Origin of the sequence: Fundidesulfovibrio magnetotacticus (assembly GCF_013019105.1) — a bacterium.
In the GTDB taxonomy this organism is placed as follows: Bacteria; Desulfobacterota; Desulfovibrionia; order Desulfovibrionales; family Desulfovibrionaceae; genus Fundidesulfovibrio; species Fundidesulfovibrio magnetotacticus.
Map to the genome: position 1 here is coordinate 83657 of NZ_BLTE01000017.1, position 20236 is coordinate 103892.

At 66.0% G+C, this 20236-nt stretch carries 18 protein-coding genes; 13 read left to right on the forward strand and 5 right to left on the reverse strand.

Annotated elements, in window-relative coordinates; all coding sequences use genetic code 11:
- Positions 1–347 precede the first annotated feature (347 nt).
- The 5 genes from NNJEOMEG_RS16755 to NNJEOMEG_RS16775 all read left to right on the forward strand — a co-directional run bounded on the left by NNJEOMEG_RS16755 (position 348) and on the right by NNJEOMEG_RS16775 (position 5638).
- The gene (locus tag NNJEOMEG_RS16755; RefSeq protein ID WP_173086512.1) at positions 348–1616 is read left to right on the forward strand and encodes a hypothetical protein; all 1269 of its coding nucleotides are present in this window, start codon (positions 348–350) and stop codon (positions 1614–1616) included.
- The gene (locus NNJEOMEG_RS16760) at positions 1613–2374 is read left to right on the forward strand and encodes a hypothetical protein (protein WP_173086514.1); all 762 of its coding nucleotides are present in this window, start codon (positions 1613–1615) and stop codon (positions 2372–2374) included. The genes NNJEOMEG_RS16755 and NNJEOMEG_RS16760 overlap by 4 nt, the downstream gene beginning before the upstream one ends.
- A 17-nt stretch (positions 2375–2391) precedes the next feature.
- Entirely contained in the window at positions 2392–4056 is a 1665-nt protein-coding gene (locus NNJEOMEG_RS16765) for an amino acid adenylation domain-containing protein (protein WP_173086516.1), read from the forward strand.
- Between the two features lie 51 nt (positions 4057–4107).
- Positions 4108–5325, forward strand: a complete 1218-nt coding sequence (locus NNJEOMEG_RS16770; protein WP_173086518.1) for an MBOAT family O-acyltransferase — start codon at positions 4108–4110, stop codon at positions 5323–5325.
- 88 nt (positions 5326–5413) lie between these two features.
- Positions 5414–5638, forward strand: a complete 225-nt coding sequence (locus tag NNJEOMEG_RS16775; protein ID WP_173086520.1) for an acyl carrier protein — start codon at positions 5414–5416, stop codon at positions 5636–5638.
- Positions 5639–5836: 198 nt separating this feature from the next.
- Here the strand turns inward: NNJEOMEG_RS16775 and NNJEOMEG_RS16780 are convergent, their stop codons facing one another.
- Both NNJEOMEG_RS16780 and NNJEOMEG_RS16785 read right to left on the reverse strand, forming a co-directional pair.
- Entirely contained in the window at positions 5837–7285 is a 1449-nt protein-coding gene (locus NNJEOMEG_RS16780; RefSeq protein ID WP_173086522.1) for a dihydrolipoyl dehydrogenase family protein, read from the reverse strand.
- Positions 7282–7599: a cysteine-rich small domain-containing protein gene (locus NNJEOMEG_RS16785; RefSeq protein WP_173086524.1), complete on the reverse strand. Its 318-nt coding sequence runs from the start codon at positions 7597–7599 to the stop codon at positions 7282–7284. The genes NNJEOMEG_RS16780 and NNJEOMEG_RS16785 overlap by 4 nt, the downstream gene beginning before the upstream one ends.
- Before the next feature lie 33 nt (positions 7600–7632).
- Here NNJEOMEG_RS16785 and NNJEOMEG_RS16790 point away from each other — a divergent pair, with 33 nt between their 5' ends.
- The gene (locus tag NNJEOMEG_RS16790; RefSeq protein WP_173086526.1) at positions 7633–8946 is read left to right on the forward strand and encodes a VgrG-related protein; all 1314 of its coding nucleotides are present in this window, start codon (positions 7633–7635) and stop codon (positions 8944–8946) included.
- A 72-nt stretch (positions 8947–9018) separates the two neighbouring features.
- A complete protein-coding gene (locus NNJEOMEG_RS16795) occupies positions 9019–9699 on the forward strand; it encodes a hypothetical protein (protein ID WP_173086528.1) in 681 nt (226 codons plus the stop codon).
- Between the two features lie 204 nt (positions 9700–9903).
- Here NNJEOMEG_RS16795 and NNJEOMEG_RS16800 read toward each other — a convergent pair whose 3' ends face one another.
- Complete coding sequence (locus NNJEOMEG_RS16800; protein ID WP_173086530.1) at positions 9904–11436, reverse strand: hypothetical protein; 1533 nt, start codon at positions 11434–11436, stop codon at positions 9904–9906.
- A 61-nt stretch (positions 11437–11497) separates the two neighbouring features.
- Positions 11498–12913 carry a DHA2 family efflux MFS transporter permease subunit gene (locus NNJEOMEG_RS16805; RefSeq protein WP_173086532.1) on the reverse strand — a complete coding sequence of 472 codons (1416 nt, stop codon included), beginning with the start codon at positions 12911–12913 and terminating at the stop codon, positions 11498–11500.
- A gap of 94 nt (positions 12914–13007) precedes the next feature.
- Between NNJEOMEG_RS16805 and NNJEOMEG_RS16810 the strand changes: the two genes are divergently transcribed.
- The 6 genes from NNJEOMEG_RS16810 (at position 13008) to NNJEOMEG_RS16835 (ending at position 19937) form a co-directional block, all read left to right on the forward strand.
- Positions 13008–13649: a CerR family C-terminal domain-containing protein gene (locus tag NNJEOMEG_RS16810; RefSeq protein WP_173086534.1), complete on the forward strand. Its 642-nt coding sequence runs from the start codon at positions 13008–13010 to the stop codon at positions 13647–13649.
- A complete protein-coding gene (locus NNJEOMEG_RS16815; RefSeq protein ID WP_173086536.1) occupies positions 13646–14902 on the forward strand; it encodes an efflux RND transporter periplasmic adaptor subunit in 1257 nt (418 codons plus the stop codon). The genes NNJEOMEG_RS16810 and NNJEOMEG_RS16815 overlap by 4 nt, the downstream gene beginning before the upstream one ends.
- A complete protein-coding gene (locus NNJEOMEG_RS16820) occupies positions 14899–18015 on the forward strand; it encodes an efflux RND transporter permease subunit (protein ID WP_173086538.1) in 3117 nt (1038 codons plus the stop codon). Before NNJEOMEG_RS16815 ends, NNJEOMEG_RS16820 begins: the two co-directional genes overlap by 4 nt.
- A 64-nt stretch (positions 18016–18079) precedes the next feature.
- The gene (locus tag NNJEOMEG_RS16825; RefSeq protein WP_173086540.1) at positions 18080–18655 is read left to right on the forward strand and encodes a cyclase family protein; all 576 of its coding nucleotides are present in this window, start codon (positions 18080–18082) and stop codon (positions 18653–18655) included.
- 35 nt (positions 18656–18690) lie between these two features.
- Positions 18691–19221, forward strand: coding sequence for a metal-dependent hydrolase (locus NNJEOMEG_RS16830; RefSeq protein ID WP_173086542.1), 531 nt, complete (start codon positions 18691–18693; stop codon positions 19219–19221).
- A 308-nt stretch (positions 19222–19529) separates the two neighbouring features.
- The gene (locus tag NNJEOMEG_RS16835) at positions 19530–19937 is read left to right on the forward strand and encodes a hypothetical protein (RefSeq protein WP_173086544.1); all 408 of its coding nucleotides are present in this window, start codon (positions 19530–19532) and stop codon (positions 19935–19937) included.
- Positions 19938–20025: 88 nt separating this feature from the next.
- On the opposite strand, the gene NNJEOMEG_RS16840 is transcribed toward NNJEOMEG_RS16835, so the two are convergent.
- Positions 20026–20236: hypothetical protein (locus NNJEOMEG_RS16840; protein WP_173086546.1), on the reverse strand; the 211-nt coding region annotated here is incomplete at its 5' end.

Genomic DNA, 20236 nt, shown 5'->3' on the forward strand with positions numbered 1-20236 from the left:
CCCGCCGCTGTCCGATCGTTGCGGGCGGCTCGTGCGGATATGAGCCCCGAGCAGCCGACGGTTATCAAGGGATCATCCGGGGTTCACCCGCCCCCCCACGTCTCCGGGCCAAATGAGGGACGAGGATATTCATATGGCTTTCCGATCCTTGGCCACGAACAGCCTGCCAAACGCACTGCGCGAAACAGCTTCGTGGCTCGCGTCCGGGGTGATGCATTCACAGGCCGCATCACCGCTTTCGGCCTGCATTCGCTGTTTCCTTGCGGGCATTCTCCTGTATGTAAGCCTCAATCTGATCTTCGGGGAAATATTTACGAGCGCCGCCGCGGTTTCGACCGAGGTTTATTATGCCCAATTCTAAGACCGGCGACCTCCTCAAGATCATCCTTTTCTTCTCTGGTTTTTTCCTGGCGTCCTTCGCCACAATTCAGTTCGGATCAAAACCAAGAATCTACGACATCGGCGACTTCCCCGTCTTACACAACAAGAACGTCATGCTGCAGAATGCCTGCTGGGTAGCTGGAGCAGACGCATACAACAACCCGGATGGCATCAGGGCTTCTCTTGACGCGATGCCCGTATCCATCCTAAACTACGTTCTGAAACACGAAGCCGACACCGACGAGGCCTTTACCATCGTGAACATGGGCCGAGTTCGCGGCTTTGGCGTGGGACAGACGCTGAGACAACTCGAAGCCCTGTTCCAACACAATTCCGGCAAGAACATCCTGTATTTCACCGGACCGGGAGGGCTGCTCATCACCCCCCCGGAGACGATCCCCGAGGCATTATGTTCCCTGGAGAGGCTAAGAGACAAAAGCCCCGGACTCGCCCGCTGGATCGATCCCCTCGTCGAACCGCTTCGTGCCAAGTCTAGGGAACTCGGCTATCCGGCGGCCTGCCCCGGTGAAGGCAATGCCCTGAAGCGCGTCAAGGATATCCTGCGCGTCGTGACTTCGACCCTTTTCGGCCGTTTCCTGGGCCACAGCGAATCACCGGGGAAAGGCGTGATTCAGACGTTCCTGACAAACCACGCCACGGACTTCGCCCGGCGCGACTGGACCGGCACGCTGCTCGACCCGCCGCCGCCGCCCTCCACCTACTTCACATACCCAAGCGACGAGACCTTCTACCTGGACTGGCTCAAACTCTTCGCCGCGCTTGCCCGCGAGAACGGGAGCAAACTTCTCGTGGTGGTGCCTCCGCAGGTCAAGCTGCCCAAGGAAACGATCACGGGGGAGTTCAAATCGGAGTTCATCGACAAACTCCAGGCGGCTTTCAAGGGCTTCGACAACGTCAGCCTGATCGACCTCAGCGCACAAACCGCTCCCTACTCCCTTGCGGACATGGTCTTCTTCGGCTCCTTCAACAACATGATGCGGCCGGCGGACACCTTCTTCGTCTCAGGAAAGCTCAAGCAAGCCAGGCAGCTGGTTTCCATCCTGACTGAACAGGGCGTGGTCTCGGGCGATACCGGGACCAAGCCAGTGGAAGACATGCTCGGCGCGCCCCACGCACCAGCCGTAACAATGCGCTGGGCTCCGCAGGACAACAGTCAGCAGTTCAATACGGTTTACATGGAAAACACCCCGCAATTCCTCAATGACAAGCCATGATGCACGTCCAATGCAGGAATCCAGACTGGCAGGACTTAGCCAATCGCTCCTTCATTTTTGAGGAAGGCTGTTGGAACCAATGCAGCGGCTACTGCTGCAATTTCAATCTCACCGAATACGCGTTCTGCATGATCCCCCACGGAGGGTGCAGCACCGTCGTCATGCTCGGGCAGGAATACGACCACTGGATCGCCCAGGGCATCGATCCCGCAAAGATGCTGTCGGACGCCCCGGCCAGCACCTTTACGTTCGACTTCGGCGGCCCCAAGCCGCTACGCCTGCATTTCCTCAAGTGCACGCACAAAGGGAACTGCCGAGAAGTTCCCGTCAAGCCGCTGCATTGCAAGCTCTATCCGCACCTTCCGGTCCTGGGACTGGACGGCGCGCTGGAACAGGTGCTCGACGCCTCCATTTTCGAGCTTACCCGGTCGGCCCTCAAGATGCCCCAGGTCTGCCACGTGATGGAACGGCGAAGCCACTATCGGTCGTTCTGGGAGCAGCACTCGGACATGCTCGAACCGTTGGCCTTCCCCTCCTACATTTTTCATTCCCAGGCCGCCGCGGCCTTTGCCGACACCTACCTGCAGGGACTGGCAGCGCAGACCGGACTGCATGCGCTACAGGGAGCAGCCTTCTGGAAGCAGTGGGAACTGGCCTATCTTTCGAAGCGACTCGTTGATTCGGAAGCGCTCAAGGCACGCATCAAATCGATCCATGACGCTCTTTGCAGACGTTTCGGCTCCGAATGGCATTTCTAAGCATAATGGATATCATCATGCACACACCTTCGCTCGCTCCTGCAGCTCTTGTCCATGACGCAGTCTTCTACTGGGCCCAACATCGGCCAGAGCACGCCGCCATCGAGGAATATGGAGCAAGCATCACGTATCGTGCGCTCGCGCAGAGAATGGAACGCGTTGCCGCGCTCTTGGTGGAGCAAGGCGTCAAGCGAGGAGACCGGGTCGGCATATACGGGGACAACCGCGCGGAGATGATCGTCGGCATCCTCGGAACCCTGCGGGCCGACGCCTGCTACGTGCCGCTCAGCGCGGCATTCCCTCCGCTACGCGTCCAGGCGATTGCCCAGGACTGCCAGGTCCGGTGCATCATTTCATCGACGGCCCACCTCAAACAACTCGCACAGTACCTGGAGTCCTGCCAGAGCGCGACGTTGCGGACCATCCTGATCACGGACGGCGAGCACGAGCACCTGAACGCTCTCGCCGCCATCACCACTCTCACCGGCGTCGCCATCCTGGGCAAAGAGCATCTGGAAGGTTGCTCCACTAAGGCCCCCCCCTGCAGCAACATCGAAGAAGACCTGATGTATCTCATGTACACATCGGGCTCCACGGGGACCCCGAAAGGGGTGATGCTCACCCATCGCAACGTCAAGGCGTTGCTCGGCTGGATTCTCGACACGCTGGAGATAGATTCGTCATCGAGGGTTTCCAACCATTCCAACATCACGTTCGACACGAGTGTTCTTGATATTTTCGGTGCGTTCTGGGCAGGCGCAACCCTGTACCCCGTGGTCGCGTTCGGAGACAAGCTCGTCCCCACGAGCTTCATCAAGAACAACGCCATCACGCATTGGCTCTCCGTACCCAGCGTCATCGGCTTCATGGCCAAGATGAAGACCCTCCAGCCGGGAGCACTGGGAGACGCCATGAAAGTGGTCGTCCTCTACGGCGAGGGTCTGAGCTGGAGCCATCCCGAGGCGTTGCGGGCGGCATCCCCTGCAACCGCAGTCTTCAACATGTACGGGCCTACCGAAGCGACCGTTCTCGTGACCATCTACAAAGTGCCCAGCGACGTCCCCGAGGAGTCCATGACCGGGTACGTGCCCATCGGCAAACCCTGTCCCGGCGTCGAGATGCCCATCCTGAAGACGGACAGCGACGCCGAGGCCGGCTGCGACGAAATCGGCCGCCTGACCATCTGCGGCACCCAACTCGCCGAGGGCTACTGGAAGCGCCCCGACCTGACTCAGGCGGCCTTCCGGGCCAATCCGCTCAAACCGGACAACCCGTACAGCCGGATGTACTTCACGGGCGACCTCGCCAGGAAAAACCGCGACGGCGATATCGTATACGTCGGTCGTGAGGACATGCAGATCAAGATCGCCGGGACTCGGATCGAACTCTCCGAGATCGAAGGCGTACTGACCCGGCACCCCGCCCTCTCGGAAGTGGCCGTCGTGGCGCTTCACGAAACCGACCCGATCACCATCTGTGCCTGCTACTGCCTGAAAGACGGAGGCGTGACGGAAATTCCGGACAACGAATTGAAGACGCACTGCGCCAAGCACCTGCAGGAGATCACCATTCCGCGCCGATTTTTCACAATGGATGCGCTGCCCCACAACGCCAACGGAAAAATCGACCGCAACGCCATCCTGCAGTCCATCCGGGCGCAACTCAACATGTTGGACCTGTAGACACTATCGCGCCTTTTCGGCCAACATCCTGACCAAGAGTTCTCGACAACCATGACTTTATACTATACGAACCTTCACTTCCTGGTCCTATTCGCCGTTGCCGCAGTGCTCTTTGCCGTTGCAAGACGCTTCATGGGGTTGAACACTCGCGCGATATTCATTCTCTGCATCAACATTTTTTTCCTCTCACTGCTCACCATAACCCCCAAGCCTTTCGCCTACCCCTTGGCCCTTCCGGTCGGGTTCGGACTCCTCGCCACTGCGCTGGCCCTGGCGTGCAACAGACTTCCGAAGCCACACGCCAGGAAAGGCGTCGTTGTTTCCGTAACCATCATCATCCTGTCCGTTCTCTTGCTGAAGTATCCAAATTATTTCTTTTATATTTTCCACGTACACATCAATCAAGTCAGCATAACGGCGTGGATCGGAATTTCCTACATGATGTTTCGATCCATCGATCTCGTGGTGCATGCCGCGAACAAGAGCGGTACGCTCCTGAACGTCTCTACAGCGCTCGCCTATCTGCTTTTCTTTCCTCCGTTCGTCTCCGGCCCCATCAACCGCTACCAGCAGTTCCTGAACGACTGCGCCGCCCCCGGGGACCTGACGCTCGACTCCATCGTCAATTGCATCGCAAGATTCTCCCTGGGCATCATCAAGATCCTGCTCATCGGCGAGTGGTTCCACAGCCACTCGACAATTGCGCCTTTTTTCAAGGACAATAGCATCAACTTTTTTGATCTTGTTCTGGCGCAATACGCCTTTTTTCTCTATATCTACTTCAATTTCGCGGGATACAGCGACTGCGCGATCTCCTTCTCTCGCCTTTTAGGATTCAACGTGCCAGAGAACTTCTCCAATCCGTTTGCCGCGCGCAATCTGCAAGACTTTTGGAACCGCTGGCATATCTCGCTCTCCCACTGGTTCCGTGACTTCATCTTCTTTCCGCTCTTCAAAATGTTCGCCACTCACCTTCCCAAGATGAAACCGACCACAAAGTCCAATTTGAGCATATTCATCACATTCTTTCTAATGGGCATTTGGCATGGAGACTCCTATCAGTGGATACTGTACGGTGTTCTTCTTGGCTCAGGAACTGTCGTATCTGTCGTGTACAACAGGAAAATGACGAGCCGATTCCCAAGCTACAGCAAGATTTCCGCTTCACTGGGCTACAGGATTTTTTCCGCGTTTCTCACCAACAGCTACATTGTGGCCTGTCTTTTTATCACCATCGACCCTGCAATCATCAGAACTGCCCTCGGCTGAGGGCGTTCAACCAGTGGTCTTGCAGACGCATCGCGTAATGCTGTCCGCATGATCCTTCATCAAGCCTCACAGCGACCGGAGTCTACGTATGACCAGGGATGAACTTTTTGCAGCCATGTCCGAAAGTTTTGCGACTGCCGTGGACGAAACATCGGCCATGGGCGCCACCCCAGGCTGGGATTCCCTCAACCACGTCATGATGATCATGAACGTGTCCGCCCGCTTCGGCACCGATATCCCGGCCACCCTTCTCGGACAACTCACCTCCTCGGAGGCCTTGACCGCCTATTTCCAGGAGCAGGGGTTACTGTAAGGCGTCGCGACCGGGCACTTGGCAGGACCGAGGGGGGGCCGGCCGAAGGGAAACGCCCGGTCAGTGTTTTCCTACCGCCGGTCGCATTCTGACGCTCATTCCGTCAGGCCGTGTGGCTCCAGGGAAATGATCCCTGGCACTGACTGAAGTGCAGTCCCGGCGCGCGAAGGATAATTCGGCGGGGACACGCGGGAACGACTAGCCGCAGGCCCTGCCCTTGAGCCCGAACACGGCCTTGAGGAGCTTGGGGGCCAGGCCGTCGAAGAGCTTCGGGGCCAGATAGTCGGCGGCCGCGCGACGGTTGATCTCGCCCAGGGTGGGGTAGGGGTGCGTGGCCTGGGCCACCTTCGAGAGCTTCACGCCGCCGGAAAGGGCCGTCACCCACTCGCAGACGACGTCTCCCGCGCGCGGACCCAGGGCGCGCACGCCCGCCACCTTGCCCTTGCGGTCCACCAGAAGCTTGAGCACGCCTTCGGGCGTTCCGTCGGCCTGGGCGCGGTCGTTGTCCTCGAAGCGCTCCGTGACCACGTCCACCTCCAGCCCGGCCCGGGCCGCCGAGGCCTCCCCGTGACCCACTCCGGCCAGTTCGGGCTCGCAATAGGTCACGCGGGGCATGAAGGTGTAGTCGGCCTTGCGGGGCAGGCGCGCCACGGCGTTGGCCAGGGCCACGCCGCCCTCGTAGCCCGCCGCGTGGGTGTAGAGCCACTTGCCCAGCACGTCGCCGGCGGCCCACACCGTGGGCGCGGTGGTGCGCAGGCGCTGGTCCGTGGGGATGCCCTTGTCGGTGTAGGCCACCCCGGCGTTCTCCAGGCGCAGGCCGTCCACGTTGGGCCGCCGCCCCAGGGCCACCAGGAGCGCCTTGCCCGAGGCCACCCCCTCCTCGCCCGACTCCGTGACGTAGCCCACGTGGCGCAGCCCGTAGCCCGGGCTCACGAAGCGCGCCCGCGTCCCCGTGAGCACCGTAACGCCCTCGGCCTCCAGGCGCGCGCGCACCAGGTCCGCCAGGTCCGGGTCTTCCCCCGTGAGCAGGTGCGCCGAGCGCTGCACCAGCGTCACCCGGCTGCCCAGGCGCGCGAAGGCCTGGGCCATCTCCACGGCCACGGCCCCGCCCCCCAGCACCACCAGGGACTCGGGCAGCTCCTCCAGCGAGAATAGCTCCCGGTTGGTCAGGTGCTGGGTCTGGCGCAGGCCGGGGATGTCCGGCACGGCCGGGGAGGACCCCGTGGCCACGATCCAGCGCGAGGCCGAGACCGTGCGACCGTTCAGGCGCACGCTGTGCTCGTCGGAAAACTCGGCCTGGCCGGTCTCCACCAGCACGCCCAGGGAACAGAAGCGCTCGAAGGAGTCGTGACGCTGGATGCGCGCCACCACCTCGCGGATGCGAGCGGCCACCTTGGAGTAGTCCACGGGGGGCAGCTCCGGGTTGGGCAGGCCCCATCGCGCGGCGTCGTGCATTCTGCGGCGCAGTTTGGCGGTGGCGATGAGGGTCTTGGAGGGCACGCAGCCGTAATGCAGGCAGTCTCCGCCCAGCACCGGCTCCTTTTCCACCAGGAGCACCTTCGCCCCCAGACGAGCGGCCCCCGCCGCCGCCGTGAGCCCGGCCGCGCCGCCTCCGATGACGCCCAGGTCGAAGTCGTGCGAGGTCATGGATTCTCTCCTTTCGGATCGGCCACTGATGGTTGTGCCTCGGCCTGGGCGCGTCGCCGGGCGAACTCGGCCTTGAGGCGCTCGAGCACGCGCTCGTAGCCGCCCGGCGCGTGGGGCTTCAGGCAGCCGGTGCAGTCCTTCACGGGGCCGCGCAGGGTGAAGTCGCCGCCGCAGTCCTCCAGGAAATAGAGGGGGCAGAAGCAGAAGAGGCAGTTGAACGAATCCGGGTCCGCCCCCGGGTGGCAGGGGTAGTAGGCGCAGGCCCGGTTCTGGAAGAAGGCGTGGGAAGCCTGGCACGGTGATTGCTTGTCCATGGCGCGGACCTCCGTCCGCAAGGAGTGCACGTCATGGCCCTGACACCCAACCCCGTCGTCCAGGCGCTGGCAGCCCGGCCCGAGACGGCCCGCTTCGGGCCTTCCCGGCTGGTGAAGGATCAGAGCGCGTTCAAGGCGGCTCTCACGAGCCAGCTGGGTGTAAGCCAGGACATCCTCGGCGGCAAGTCGCGCGATCCCATGGCCCTGTTCACCGATGCCCTGGAGGCCCAATCCCCGCGCGACCCCGGCGCGCCCGCCCCCTCCGCCGCTCCGGGCGGCGCTGGCATCCGGCAGGCGGCAGCCCTGGCGGCCCTGGCCGGAAACCAGGCCGCGACGCCGACGCAGACCCCGAATCCGCGGACACGGCCGGTCCGTTCTCCGGGCCAGGCGCCCGCGCCCTCCCCCATACAGCCCGCCGGGCAAGGCCAGCCAGCACCCCTGGCCCCGAAGCCCTCGGCCGGGAACCAGGGGCCCGCGATCCAGCCCGTCCAGACGCCGACGCCCGCGCCGCGCCGCGCGGCCCAGGCCGTGCAAGCGGCCGTTACTCCGGGCGCGCGCCATCCCGAGGACCTCGGACGCCTCTCCCAGCCCGGACGTGCAGCAATCCAGGGCGAGGGCTTCACCCGCGAGGAGGAAAACCTGCTCCAGGCCGCCGCCGCCGCGGAATCGCGCTTCCTGGCCGCCAAGCGCGGCGCGAGAAGCCGCCCCGAGGCCGCCCCGGACCAGTCCGACAGGCTGGGCATCCTCTCGGCATCCTACGAATCGCGCGGGTCCATCGACGCCATCGGCTACGACGGGCGCGGCGGGACCTCTTACGGCCTCTACCAGATCGCCTCGGGCGTGGGCACCCTGGACCGGTTCCTGGACTACCTGGACACCAAGGCCCCCGAACTCTCGCAACGCCTGGCCAAGGCGGGCCCCGGCAACACCGGCGGCCGCTACGGGGCCATGGCCGACGAATGGAAGCGCATCAGCGCCGAGAATCCCGTCCGCTTCGAGGCCCTCCAGCACGATTTCATCCGCGAAACCCACTACCAGCCCGCCCTGCGCTCCATCACCCTTTCCACGGGGGACGACCTCTCGAAACGCTCCCACGCCGTGCGCGAAGTGCTCTGGAGCACCGCCGTGCAGCACGGTCCTCACGGGGCCACGGAAATCTTCAACCAGTCCCTGGACGCCCTCCAGGGCAAGGGCGGCCAGGTGAGCGACAAGGCCCTCATCGAGGAGATCTACGCCCGGCGCATGAGCCAGTTCGGCGGCGGCAGGCTGCGCGCCGCGGTGGCCGGACGCCTGGCCGACGAGAAAGGCACTGCCCTGGCCATGCTCGGAGGAAGAGCCCTGGGCTGATCCCTTCCGCGGCCTTGCCAGCCGGGCGCGCCCCGGCTATCAGAAGCGGAAACCGACACCCCGGAGGACCGCGTGACGCTTTTCACCCGCCTGAGCCTTGCCGCCGCCCTGCTCGTCCTGCTCGCACCCGCCGCCCTGGCCGCACAGAAGGCCCAGCCCCCCGCCGCCAAAGCCCAGGCCCTGGCCCGGGGCTTCGGCCAGGCCGCCTGGGGCGAAGACCTTTCCCGCCGCGAAGGCTTCCTCAAACTGCGCTCCCAGGACGGCGTGGACTACGCGGTGTACCTGCGCGAGAATTTCCAGCTGGGCGGCGCAAAGGCCACGGTCTACTACGCCTCCGCCGGGGGGCGCTTCTATGCCGCACACGTGCGCCTGCCCGCCGGATCGGACCTCAAGGCCCTCTCGGTCGACCTGACCAAGCTCTTCGGGGCCTCCAAGTCCTCGCGCCAGGACGGCATGCCCCTGCATCAGTGGAAGACCGGGAAGGTCCGCGTGAAGCTCAAGGAGCTGCCCGGCGGCGAGGCCAGGCTCTCGTTCTACCACCAGTCCGCCGCCGGCCCCCTCACGGCGGCCCTGCGCGACGCCGACCTGCCCGCCGGGGACCTGCCCGCGCCCGTGGCGGGCGACGTGGCGGGCGTCAAGTCCCCCTCGCCCGGCATGCCCAAGCCCCAGCCCGATCAGGTGCCCATCGACGTGCTGTATTACCTCAAGGAAGGCTCCCAGTTGCTGCGCCTGGAAAAGCCCTCCGGTTATTAACGATCCTCCCCGGATTACCGACTTCCAAGCGCCCCGCGCCGCAATGCGGCCCGGGGCGCTCGTCGTCGGGCAGCAGGCGCGGGAACGGGGCAGTGACCTGGCGTGAAGCGTGCGCGGCGCGCGCTCGCGGGCCTCGCCTGGCAGAGGGTGCGTCACGCTGGGAAAGCGTGGCGCTCTTGGGAAAATGGGACGCCGGAAAAGCCGTCAGGATTGGGACGCGCGCACAACGCCCAGCTTGGCGAGGATATCCCCCACCTTGGCCTGGACGTTGGGGGTGGTCTTGGCCACCAGCCCCAGGTTCACCAGGGCCAGCAACTCCACCTTGAAGTCCATGGCGCTCCAGAGGTCCGTGAGGCCCTGGGCCAGGGCGGGTTCCATGTTGGAGAGGCGGATGGCCTCGGCCAGTTCGGGACCGGTGCGGGCCTTGAAGAAGAACCACCCCGGCGCGGCCGGGTCCTCCTCGAAGAAGAGGCGCTGGCGGATGCGGTTGAAGCCACGGGCCGCCAGGGCCTCCAGGCCGGCGGCCGGGATGCGGCGCTGCCGGACGGTCTTGAACTGCACCTTGGCCCCCTCGTCGGCCACCTTGGCCGCCAGCAGGCCGCACAGGGCGAATTCCAGCATGAGGCCGTGGGCCACGGCCAGGTTGCGAGGCTCGAAGGCCCCGGCAACGGCCAGCAGCTTTTCCTGCTCCCTGGCCGAGAAGCCGTGGATGGCCTTGCCCAAGTCCTCCCGGGCCACGCCCAGGGCCAGGGCGGCCCCCACGGCCATGGCCAGGAGCTGGGTGCGCAGAAACTCCCGCCGCGCCTCCACCAGCTGGGCGCGGCGCTCCGGGTTGTCGGCGGAAGGGACCTCGGGAAGCTCCGAGTCCTCGATGGGGGCGTTGTCCGCGAAAACCTGGGCGAAGCGCGGGGCCAGGGGGTCCAGGGAGGCCACGGCCGCCAGGGCCTCGAAATCCGCCCGGGCCGAACGCGGGGGCAGGACGGGCCGGGAGAGGTTCTGCAGCGTCCCGGCCAGGGTCTGGGCCGCGCGCCGGGCTTCCGGGTCGGCCTTGGCCGCTTCGAACGAGGCCTGGAGCCGGGTTTTGTCGATGGCCTTGTCGGTGCCGGGCATCTGGGCCAGCAGGCCGTCCAGGGGGAAGCGCACCGCCACGAAGGCCCCCTCCCGCGCCACCTTGAAACCGTCGCCCGCCAGCATGGCCCCCAGCCCCTTCTTCACGAAGCCGAAGACGAAACGCTCCAGGAGGGCCTTCCAGTAGCGGTCGTCGGAGTGGCCGGCCTGGCTGAGCTCGTCGATGTCGGACAGCGCCGTCTCGCCGAAGCGCAGGAGGATCATGTCGTTGAATTCGTCGCGCACCAAACCCGAGAGCGCGATGTAGCCCTGCAGGCACTTGAGCAGCACGCTTTCCTCCACGCAGAGCTGCGGCAGGAGCTGGTCCGCCTGCTCCCTGGCCCCGGTGCGCCGGGCCACCTCGTACTGGTTCAAGTCCACCAGGAACTGGGACATCCATTCCTGATGCCAGGCGTGGGCCGGATGGGGCTCGCTGCGCGTGCACAGGGCGTGCACGAGGTTCTGCTGGTCGGCTTCCTGCGCGGGGGATTCGGAGAGCCGTTCCCGGTTGGCCGTGAGCACGGCCAGGAGCACCTCGCGCTCCAACACCTCGCGCCGCGCCCCGGACTCCTTGAGGCGGCGCAGCACGGTGAGGTAGCTGTCGAAGCGTGCGCTGTCGTCTTGGCTCATGGCGATCCCCCGTCCTGATTCTCTGGATGCCTACCTCAAAAAAAAGTGGAATAAAAGGGGGCTATCGTTTGGGAGGCTTTCGAAGCGCCCGGAAGACGGAGAGCAGCATCCCCGCCAGGGCCAGGCAGGCGGCGGTGGTCAGGGCGGCGTCGAATCCGGCGTGGAAGGCCTCGGTCTCGCCGTGCCCGCTCGCCAGGGACGCGTTGCGCCACGCCTCGTAGACCGCCGTGGCCACGGCGATGCCGCAGACCATGCCCAGGTTGCGCACCAGGGCCATCACGGCCCCGGCCACGCCGCTCTTGGCGCGCGGGGCGCTGCCCAGCACGGCGTTGTTGTTGGGCGAGAGAAACAGCCCGAAGCCCACGCCCAGAATCGCCTGCCCCGCCGCGCAGCGCCAGAACCCGGCCGAGGCCGCGAGCAGCGTCTGGGAATAGAGGCCACCCGCCACGCAGGCCATGCCCGCACCCGTGAGCAGGGCGTGGCTCACCTTCTCCGAGGCGAAGCCCGAAAGCGGGGCCACGAAGGACATGGCCAGGGGCAATACGGCCATCACCAGCCCCGTCTCGCCAGGCCCCAGGCCCACCACCCGCGCCAGGAAGAACGGCAGGAGCACCGCGTTGGCCAGAAGCGCCATGAACGCCAACAGAGAGGCCAGGTTGCCCAGGGCCAGCTCCGGGATGCGAAAGAGCGAGAGGTCCACCACCGGATGGGCCACGCGAGCCTGACGGTGCAGGAAGAGCGCAAGACCGGCCGCCGCCACGCCGAAGCAGGCCAGCGTGCCCGGGAAGCTCCAGCCCCAGCGCCCGCCGTGGGTCACGGCCGTGAGCAGGAACACCACGCCCACGGCGTAGAGCGCCGCGCCGGGCAGGTCGAAGCGCTCGTGGGTCTCGCGCCGGTCGTCGGGCAGGATGCGCCCGGCGAAAAAGGCCCCGGCCAGTCCCACGGGCAGATTCACGTAGAAGATGGAGGGCCAGCCGAAGAGGTCCACCAGGAGGCCGCCCAGGGAGGGGCCCGCCAGCGACCCCAGGGAGACCACCATGCCGATCATGCCCAGGGCCCGGCCCCGCTCCGGCCCCGGGAAGCTCATGACCACGATGGCCGGGCCGTTGGCCATGAGCAGCGCCGCGCCCACCGCCTGGAGCGCCCGCCCCGCGATGAGCCAGCCCATGGACCCCGCCGCCCCGCACAGGGCCGAGGCCCCGGCGAAGATCAGGAAGCCCGCGCGGTATTTGCGCCGCCTGCCGTGCATGTCGCCCAGGCGGCCGAAGGCGGGCAGCAGGCAGGCGATCACCAGCAGGTAGACCGTGACGGCCCACTGGGCCACGGGCAGGTCCGCGCCGAAGCCCTGGGCGATGGTGGGCAGGGCCACGTTGACGATGCCGCCGTCCAGGGTGGCCATGAACGTGCCCGTGGCGGCCACGCCCAGGCAGGCCCAGGGTTTGGCCGCGAAGGGATTGGGGGGGGGAGTTCCTGTCATTCCGGTAATGCCTCGGGGGCTAGCCAATACGCCCTTTGCCCGCTAGAAGCAATGAGGCCAAACGGCCGATTGAAACAACCGTTTGAGGCAAGACGTGCTCCAAGCCAACGAACACGACGAAACCAAACAGCGCCTTCTGGACGCCGCCGGCGAGGCCTTCGCCGCCAAGGGCTACCACCGGGCCACCATCCGGGAGATCTGCTCCCGGGCCGGGGCCAACGTGGCCTCGGTGAACTACCATTTCGGGGGCAAGAAAGGTCTCTACAAGGCCCTGCTGGAACACTGCCACCAGGAAAGCCTGCGCCGCCACCCGCCCGGGTCCCTGCAGGCCCAGGCCGGACCGGAGGAGGCCCTGCGGGTCTTCGTGCGCTCCATGCTGGACCGCAACCTGGGCGAGGGCCGCCCCACCTGGCTCTCGCGCCTGATGGCCCGCGAGCTCTCCGACCCCTCCCCGGCCCTGGAGAACGTGGCGCGCGCCTCCATCCTGCCCAACGTGGACCGCCTCGCGGCCATCGTGGCCCGCATCATGGACCTGCCCGGGGATTCCCCTCTGGCCAGGCGCTGCGCCCTTTCCGTGGTGGGCCAGTGCCTGCACTTCTGTCGCTCCAAGCCCGTGATCGAAATCGTCTGCCCCGGCGTGACCTACGATTCCCAAGGGCTCGACGAGATCACCAACCACATCGTCCGCTTCAGCCTCGCCGCCCTGCGCGGCCTCGCCCAGGAAGGAACCGCATGAAACTTCGCCTTTCGCTTTTGGTGTCGTTGGGCCTCTGCCTTTGCCTGGCCTTCGCGGCCGGGTGCTCCGACGGGAAGAAGCAACAGCAGGGGCAGGGGCGCCGGGCCGTGCCGGTCACCGTGGCCGAAGCCACGCTGGGCAGCCTTCCCGTGAGCCTCACGGCCGTGGGCAACGTGGAGCCCTACCAGAGCGCCGCCGTGCGCACCCAGGTGGGCGGGCTCATCGTGGAGCAGCGCGTGCGCGACGGCCAGGAGGTGGCCGCCGGGGACGTGCTCTTCGTGCTGGACCAGCGCCCCTTCCAGGCCGCCCTCAAGGAGGCCCAGGGCAAGCTCGAACGCGACCAGGCCCTGCTCAAGAAGGCCGAGGACGACTTCAACCGCTACTCCGGCCTGAAGCAGAAGGACGTGGTGAGCCAGCAGCAGTTCGACCAGGCCTCCACCGACGCCAAGAGCCTGCGCGCCTCCATCAAGCTCTCCGAGGCACAGATCGAGCAGGCCAGGCTCCAGATGGACTACTCCGTGATCAAGGCTCCCTTCGCCGGGCGCGTGGGCACGGTGCTCGTGAACGTGGGCAACGTGATCAAGGCCAACGACGACCGCAACCTCCTGGTGCTCAACCAGGTGCAGCCCATCTATGTGAGCTTCGCACTGCCCGAGCAGCACCTCCCCGCCGTGACCGCCCACATGGGCAAGGCCCCCCTGGAGGTGCTGGCCGCCGTGGCGGGCGAAGAGTCCCGCCCCGAGAAGGGCGTGCTGGCCAGCGTGGACAACTCCGTGGACCGCGCCACGGGCACCATCAAGCTCAAGGGCCTCTTCGCCAACAAGGACAAGCGCCTCTGGCCCGGACAGTTCGCCAAGGTGACGCTCAACCTGGAGAGCCGCGAGGGCGTGCTCACCGCGCCATCCGCAGCCGTGCAGCAGGGGCTCCAGGGGCCCTTCGTCTACGTGGTGGGCCAGGACAACACCGCCGCCCTGCGCCCCGTGGAGACCGGGCAGATCGTGGGCGAACGCATGGTGATCCTCAAGGGCCTCGCGGCGGGCGACAAGGTGGTCACCGACGGACACGTGCGCCTCACTCCGGGGGCCGCCGTTGAGATCAAGGCCGTCAGGGACGCCCAGGACGCGGTCCTCGCGCCCAAGGATTCCAAGGCGGCGCAGGACGCCAAGGACGCCAAGGCGGCCCCGGGCTCCAAGGACGCCAAGGCGGCCCCGGGCTCCAAGGACGCCAAGGCGTCCGGGGAGAAGGCCCAATGAGCCTCTCCTCCGGTTTCATCCGACGCCCCGTCATGACCACCCTGGTCATGGCGGCCATCCTCATCTTCGGGGCCATGGCCTACAAGGCCCTGCCCGTCTCCGACCTGCCCAACGTGGACTTCCCCACCATCCAGGTGACCGCCAGCTTCCCCGGCGCCAGCCCCGAGACCATGTCCTCCTCGGTGGCCACGCCCCTGGAGAAGCAGTTCTCCACCATCGCGGGCCTGGACTCCATGAACTCCAACTCCACCCTGGGCACCACGCGCGTCACGCTCCAGTTCGACCTCTCGCGCAACATCGACGCCGCCGCCCAGGACGTGAACTCCGCCATCGCCCTGGCCGTGCGCAACATGCCCTCGGAGATGCCCAACCCGCCCACCTACCGCAAGGTGAACCCCGCCGACCAGCCCGTGCTCTATCTGGCGCTCACCTCGCCCACCATGCGCCTCTCCGACCTGAACGAATACGCCGAGAACATGATGGCCCAGCGCATCTCCATGGTCAGCGGCGTGTCGCAGGTCTCGGTGTACGGCTCCCAGAAGTACGCCGTGCGCGTGCAGCTGGACCCCGACGCCCTGGCCTCCCGCGAGATCGGCATCGACGAGGTGGCCGAGTCCGTGCGCCGGGCCAACTCCAACCTGCCCACGGGCACGGTGTCCGGCCCCAAGCGCGAGTTCACGGTGCAGTCTTCCGGCAAGCTGGTGCGCGCGGAGTTCTTCGGCCCCGTGATCGTGGCCTACAAGAACGGCGCGCCCATCCGCCTGAACGAGATCGGGCGCGCCATCGACTCCGTGGAGAACGACAGGCGGCGCAACTTCTTCAACGGCGAGCCCGGCTTCGTGCTGGCCGTGCAGCGCCAGCCCGGCACCAACACCGTGGCCGTGGTGGAGGCCGTGAAGAAGCTCCTGCCGGAGTTCAAGGCGCAGCTCCCGGCCTCGGTGAACATGGAGATCATGATCGACCGTTCGCTCTCCATCAAGGAATCGGTGGAGGACGTGCAGTTCACGCTGCTGCTCACGGTGTTCCTGGTGATCCTGGTGATCTTCCTCTTCCTGCGCAACCTCTCGGCCACGCTCATCCCCTCGCTGGCCCTGCCGCTCTCGCTGGTGGGCACGTTCGCGGTGATGCAGATGGCGGGCTTCAGCCTGAACAACATCTCGCTCATGGCCCTCACGCTCTCGGTGGGCTTCGTGGTGGACGACGCCATCGTCATGCTCGAGAACATCGTGCGCCACATGGAAATGGGCAAGCCGCCCCTCCAGGCCGCCTACGAAGGCTCCCGGGAAGTGAGCTTCACCATCCTCTCCATGACCGTCTCGCTCACGGCGGTGTTCATCCCCGTGCTCTTCATGGGCGGCGTGGTGGGCAGGCTCTTCAAGGAATTCGCCGTGACCATCAGCGTGGCCATCCTCTTCTCGGGGTTCGTCTCGCTCTCGCTCACACCCATGCTCTGCTCGCTGTGGCTCAAGTCCCACGCGGGCGAGCGCCACGGCAGGCTCTACTGGCTCATCGAGAAGGGCTTCGAGGCCCTGCTTAAAACCTACGAGCGCACCCTGCGCGTGGTCATCGCCCGGCGGAGGATCACCCTGGCCTTCTCGGGGGTGCTGCTGTGCGTGACGGTGTGGCTCTTCGGGGCCATCAACAAGGGCTTCCTGCCCAGCGAGGACATCGGGCAGCTCTCGGTGGTCACCGAGGCCGAGCAGGGCATCAGCTTTCCGGCCATGGTGGAGAAGCAGAAGCGGATCATGGAGATCATCGCCGCCGACGAGAACGTGGAGGGCTACATGTCCGTGGTGGGCGCGGGCGGCCCCGTGTCCACGCTCAACTCGGGGCGCCTGTTCGTGAAGCTCAAGCCGCGCCACGAGCGTCCCCTCTCCGCCGATCAGGTGATCCAGAAGCTGCGCCCCAAGCTGGCCCAGGTGCCCGGCATCATGGCCTTCATGCAGAACCCGCCACCCATCCGACTGGGCGGCATGGCCACCAAGGGCCTCTACCAGTTCACCCTGCAGAACCCCAACACCCAGGACCTCTTCAACTATTCGGTGGAACTGGAGAACAAGCTGCGCGAGATCCCCCTGCTCCAGGACGTGAACTCCGACCTCCAGCTCAAAAACCCCCAGGTGTTCCTGGAGATCGACCGCGACAAGACCGCCGCCCTGGGCATCACCGCGCGCCAGATCGAGGACGCCCTCTACACCTCCTACGGCAACCGCCAGATCTCCACCATCTACGCCCCCAACTCCGACTACCAGGTGATCATGGAGCTGCTCCCCGAGTTCCAGAACGACCCGTCCCTCATGAGCAAGCTCTACGTGCGCTCGCCCGTCACCGCCAAACTCGTGCCCCTGGACGTGCTGGTGAAGCGCTCCATGGGCGTGGGGCCGCTCTCGGTGAACCATTCCGGCCAGCTGCCCAGCGTGACCCTCTCCTTCAACCTGCGCCCGGGCGTCTCACTCTCCCAGGCCGTGGAGGCCGTGGAGGGCGTGGCCCGCGCCACCCTGCCCGGCTCGTTCTCCACCAAGTTCGAGGGCACGGCCCAGGCGTTCCAGTCGTCGCTGACGGGCATGTCGCTCCTGGTGGGGCTCTCCATCGTGGTGATCTACATCGTGCTGGGCATCCTCTACGAGTCGTTCATCCACCCGCTGACCATCCTCTCGGGCCTGCCCTCGGCGGGCACGGGCGCGCTGGCCACGCTCATGCTTTTCGGCCACGAACTCGACATCTACGGCTTCGTGGGCATCATCATGCTCATCGGCATCGTGAAGAAGAACGCCATCATGATGATCGACTTCGCCCTGGAGGCCCGGCGCGGCTCGGACATCGCGCCCGCCGAGGCCATCTTCCAGGGCTGCATGGTGCGCTTCCGGCCCATCATGATGACCACCATGGCCGCGCTCATGGGCACCCTGCCCATCGCCCTGGGCTGGGGCGCGGGCGGCGAGGCAAGGCGGCCCCTGGGCCTGGCCGTGGTGGGCGGCCTGATGGTGTCGCAGCTGCTCACGCTCTACTTCACGCCCGTCTACTACATCTATCTCGACCGTTTCCAGACCTGGATGGGCAAGCGCATGGGTCGCCACTCCGAGACTCCGGAGCCCGAGCCCGTCCACCGCTGACCACGCAACGTTACGCGGCGGGGTTCCCACGGGGCCTCGCCGCTCTTCTTTGAAGGAGTCCGCCGTGCGCCTGATCGACCTGACGCTCCCCCCGGACGATCCCCGGGGACGCTACCCCGGCGACCCGCCCGTGCAGGCCAGCCCGCTGCACACGCTGGAGCAGCACGGCTGGCGGCTCCACGCCGTGAGCCTGGGCAGCCACGCGGGCACGCACGTCAACGCGCCCTGGCACATGGCCCCGGAGGGAGATCGCCTGGAGGAACTGAGCCTGGATCGCCTCTGCGGCTGGGCCGTGGTGCGCGGGGCAGGCCCTGTCGCGCCGGGTTTGGGCCTGATCTACGCCGACTTCCCCCTGGAGGGCGCGGAGCTTGAGGCCGTGCTGGAGGCCCGGCCTCCCTTCGTGGCCCAGGCCGTGGAGTTTCCGCTGGACCTGGAGGCGGAACGCGCACTTTGTCTGGCCGGGATCGTGAGCTTCGAGAACCTGGACCGCACGGCCCTCCTACCGCGCGGCGTGCGTTTCTGGTTCATGGGGCTGGCCTCGGCCCTGGCCCCGGACGGCTTCCCGGTGCGCGCGGCGGCCGTGCTGGAGCCGTGGGACCACGGGTTCGCTCAAGTGAATACGAATGAGTCCATTCGATAGTTTACAACCGATTTCGCATCGCCTAACATCCCGCCGTGCCGTCCGTTTTCACCCACCCCGCAGTGCCACTTGCCGCAGCCCTGGCCCTCGGGAGCGAAGTCCTGCCCTGGCGTCTCGTGGCGGTAGGCGCGGCGCTCTCCCTCCTGCCGGACCTTGACGTGCTGGCCTTCCGGCTGGGCGTGCCCTACGGGGCGGACTTCGGGCATCGCGGGGCGAGCCATTCCCTGGCCTTGGCGGCCGCGTTGTCGACGGTCTTCGCGCTGTTCCACCGCCGTATGGGCGTCCCGTTCGCCAGGGCGTGGTTGTTCCTTGTCGCGTGCGCGGCGTCCCACGCCGTGATGGACGCCTTCACGGACGGAGGTCGGGGCGTTGCGCTGTTCTGGCCCTGGAGCGCGGAGCGGTTCTTCGCCGCTTTGCGGCCAATCGAGGCCGCGCCCCTGGCCAGTTCGCGGTTCTTCAGCGGTGCTGGCCTGCGGGTGCTTTTCTCGGAACTGCTTTGGGTCTGGCTGCCGCTCCTGTCTGCCGCTGCGTTATGGCGGGCTCTGTCCTCGCGCCGTCGGGCGTGAGGGGATTGATCGCTCCGGGGCACGCATCCCCTTACAGGTATCCGGAGTCTCTTGCGGGCAGCGCATGATGCGCCGCCGCGCCCCCCTCCCGGACACGAATCAGCGACCGGCCGCCTTGAAGGTTCCCATGACCGATGAGCATCTTTCGTGCTTTTCCAATCAGTTATTGTTAGTCGGTCGATATTCTGTCATGATTTCGGTCTCCGCCCCGATTCGTGGGCGTAAGGCCCCGGTGCTTCCCTCCCGGTCGCCCATTGGCTCTGGTCGGCGTATCCATCCCGGGCTTCCCCTTAAATGTGCGAGGCGGTATGCGACATCTCTTTCTGGTTCTGGTTGCTCTTCTTCTCGTGTCCGGATGCGACAAGCAGGCGCAGCTTGCCGACAGCGGCGACGGCAAGTTCGCCATCGATTTAAAATTCAAGATAAAGAACCGCTGCCAGGGACCTTTCCCTGAGGTGCTCCTTCTCAACGTTCCCCAGGGGACCGAGGCGTTCGAATTCAAGATGATCGACCTGAGCTACAACAACTACGACCACGGCACCGCAGAGGTGAAGCACCCCGGCGGCTCCGTGCTGGCCGAGGGCACTGTGCCCGGTTTGCTCGGGCCGTGCTTTACGGGGTCTTCCACGCACACGTACAAGATAACAGTGAAAGCCCTCGGCAAGGGCGGCCAGGTCCTGGGCGTCACGGAAGCCCGCAAGTCCTTCACGAACTAGCTCCCCACCGGGGCCGTCGGATGCGGCGGCCCCTCCCCCTCGCCTTCGTACGCTCGCAGTTCCCTACCGGGGCCTGGGCCTCGGCGGGTCAGGACGCGCTGCCGCCCCGGTGCGTGCGCGCGACCATCTCGTCGGCCACGGCGCGCATTTCCTTGTAGAAGTCCAGGAACTCGTGCGGGCAGCGCGTGAACAGCCGCTTAAGCGAACCCTGCAACGATTTCGGCAGGTGCTCGCGCTCGAAGTGCTCCATGATGTCCGTGGTGAGCCGGTAGAGGGGATCGACGCGCTCAAGCTTCCTG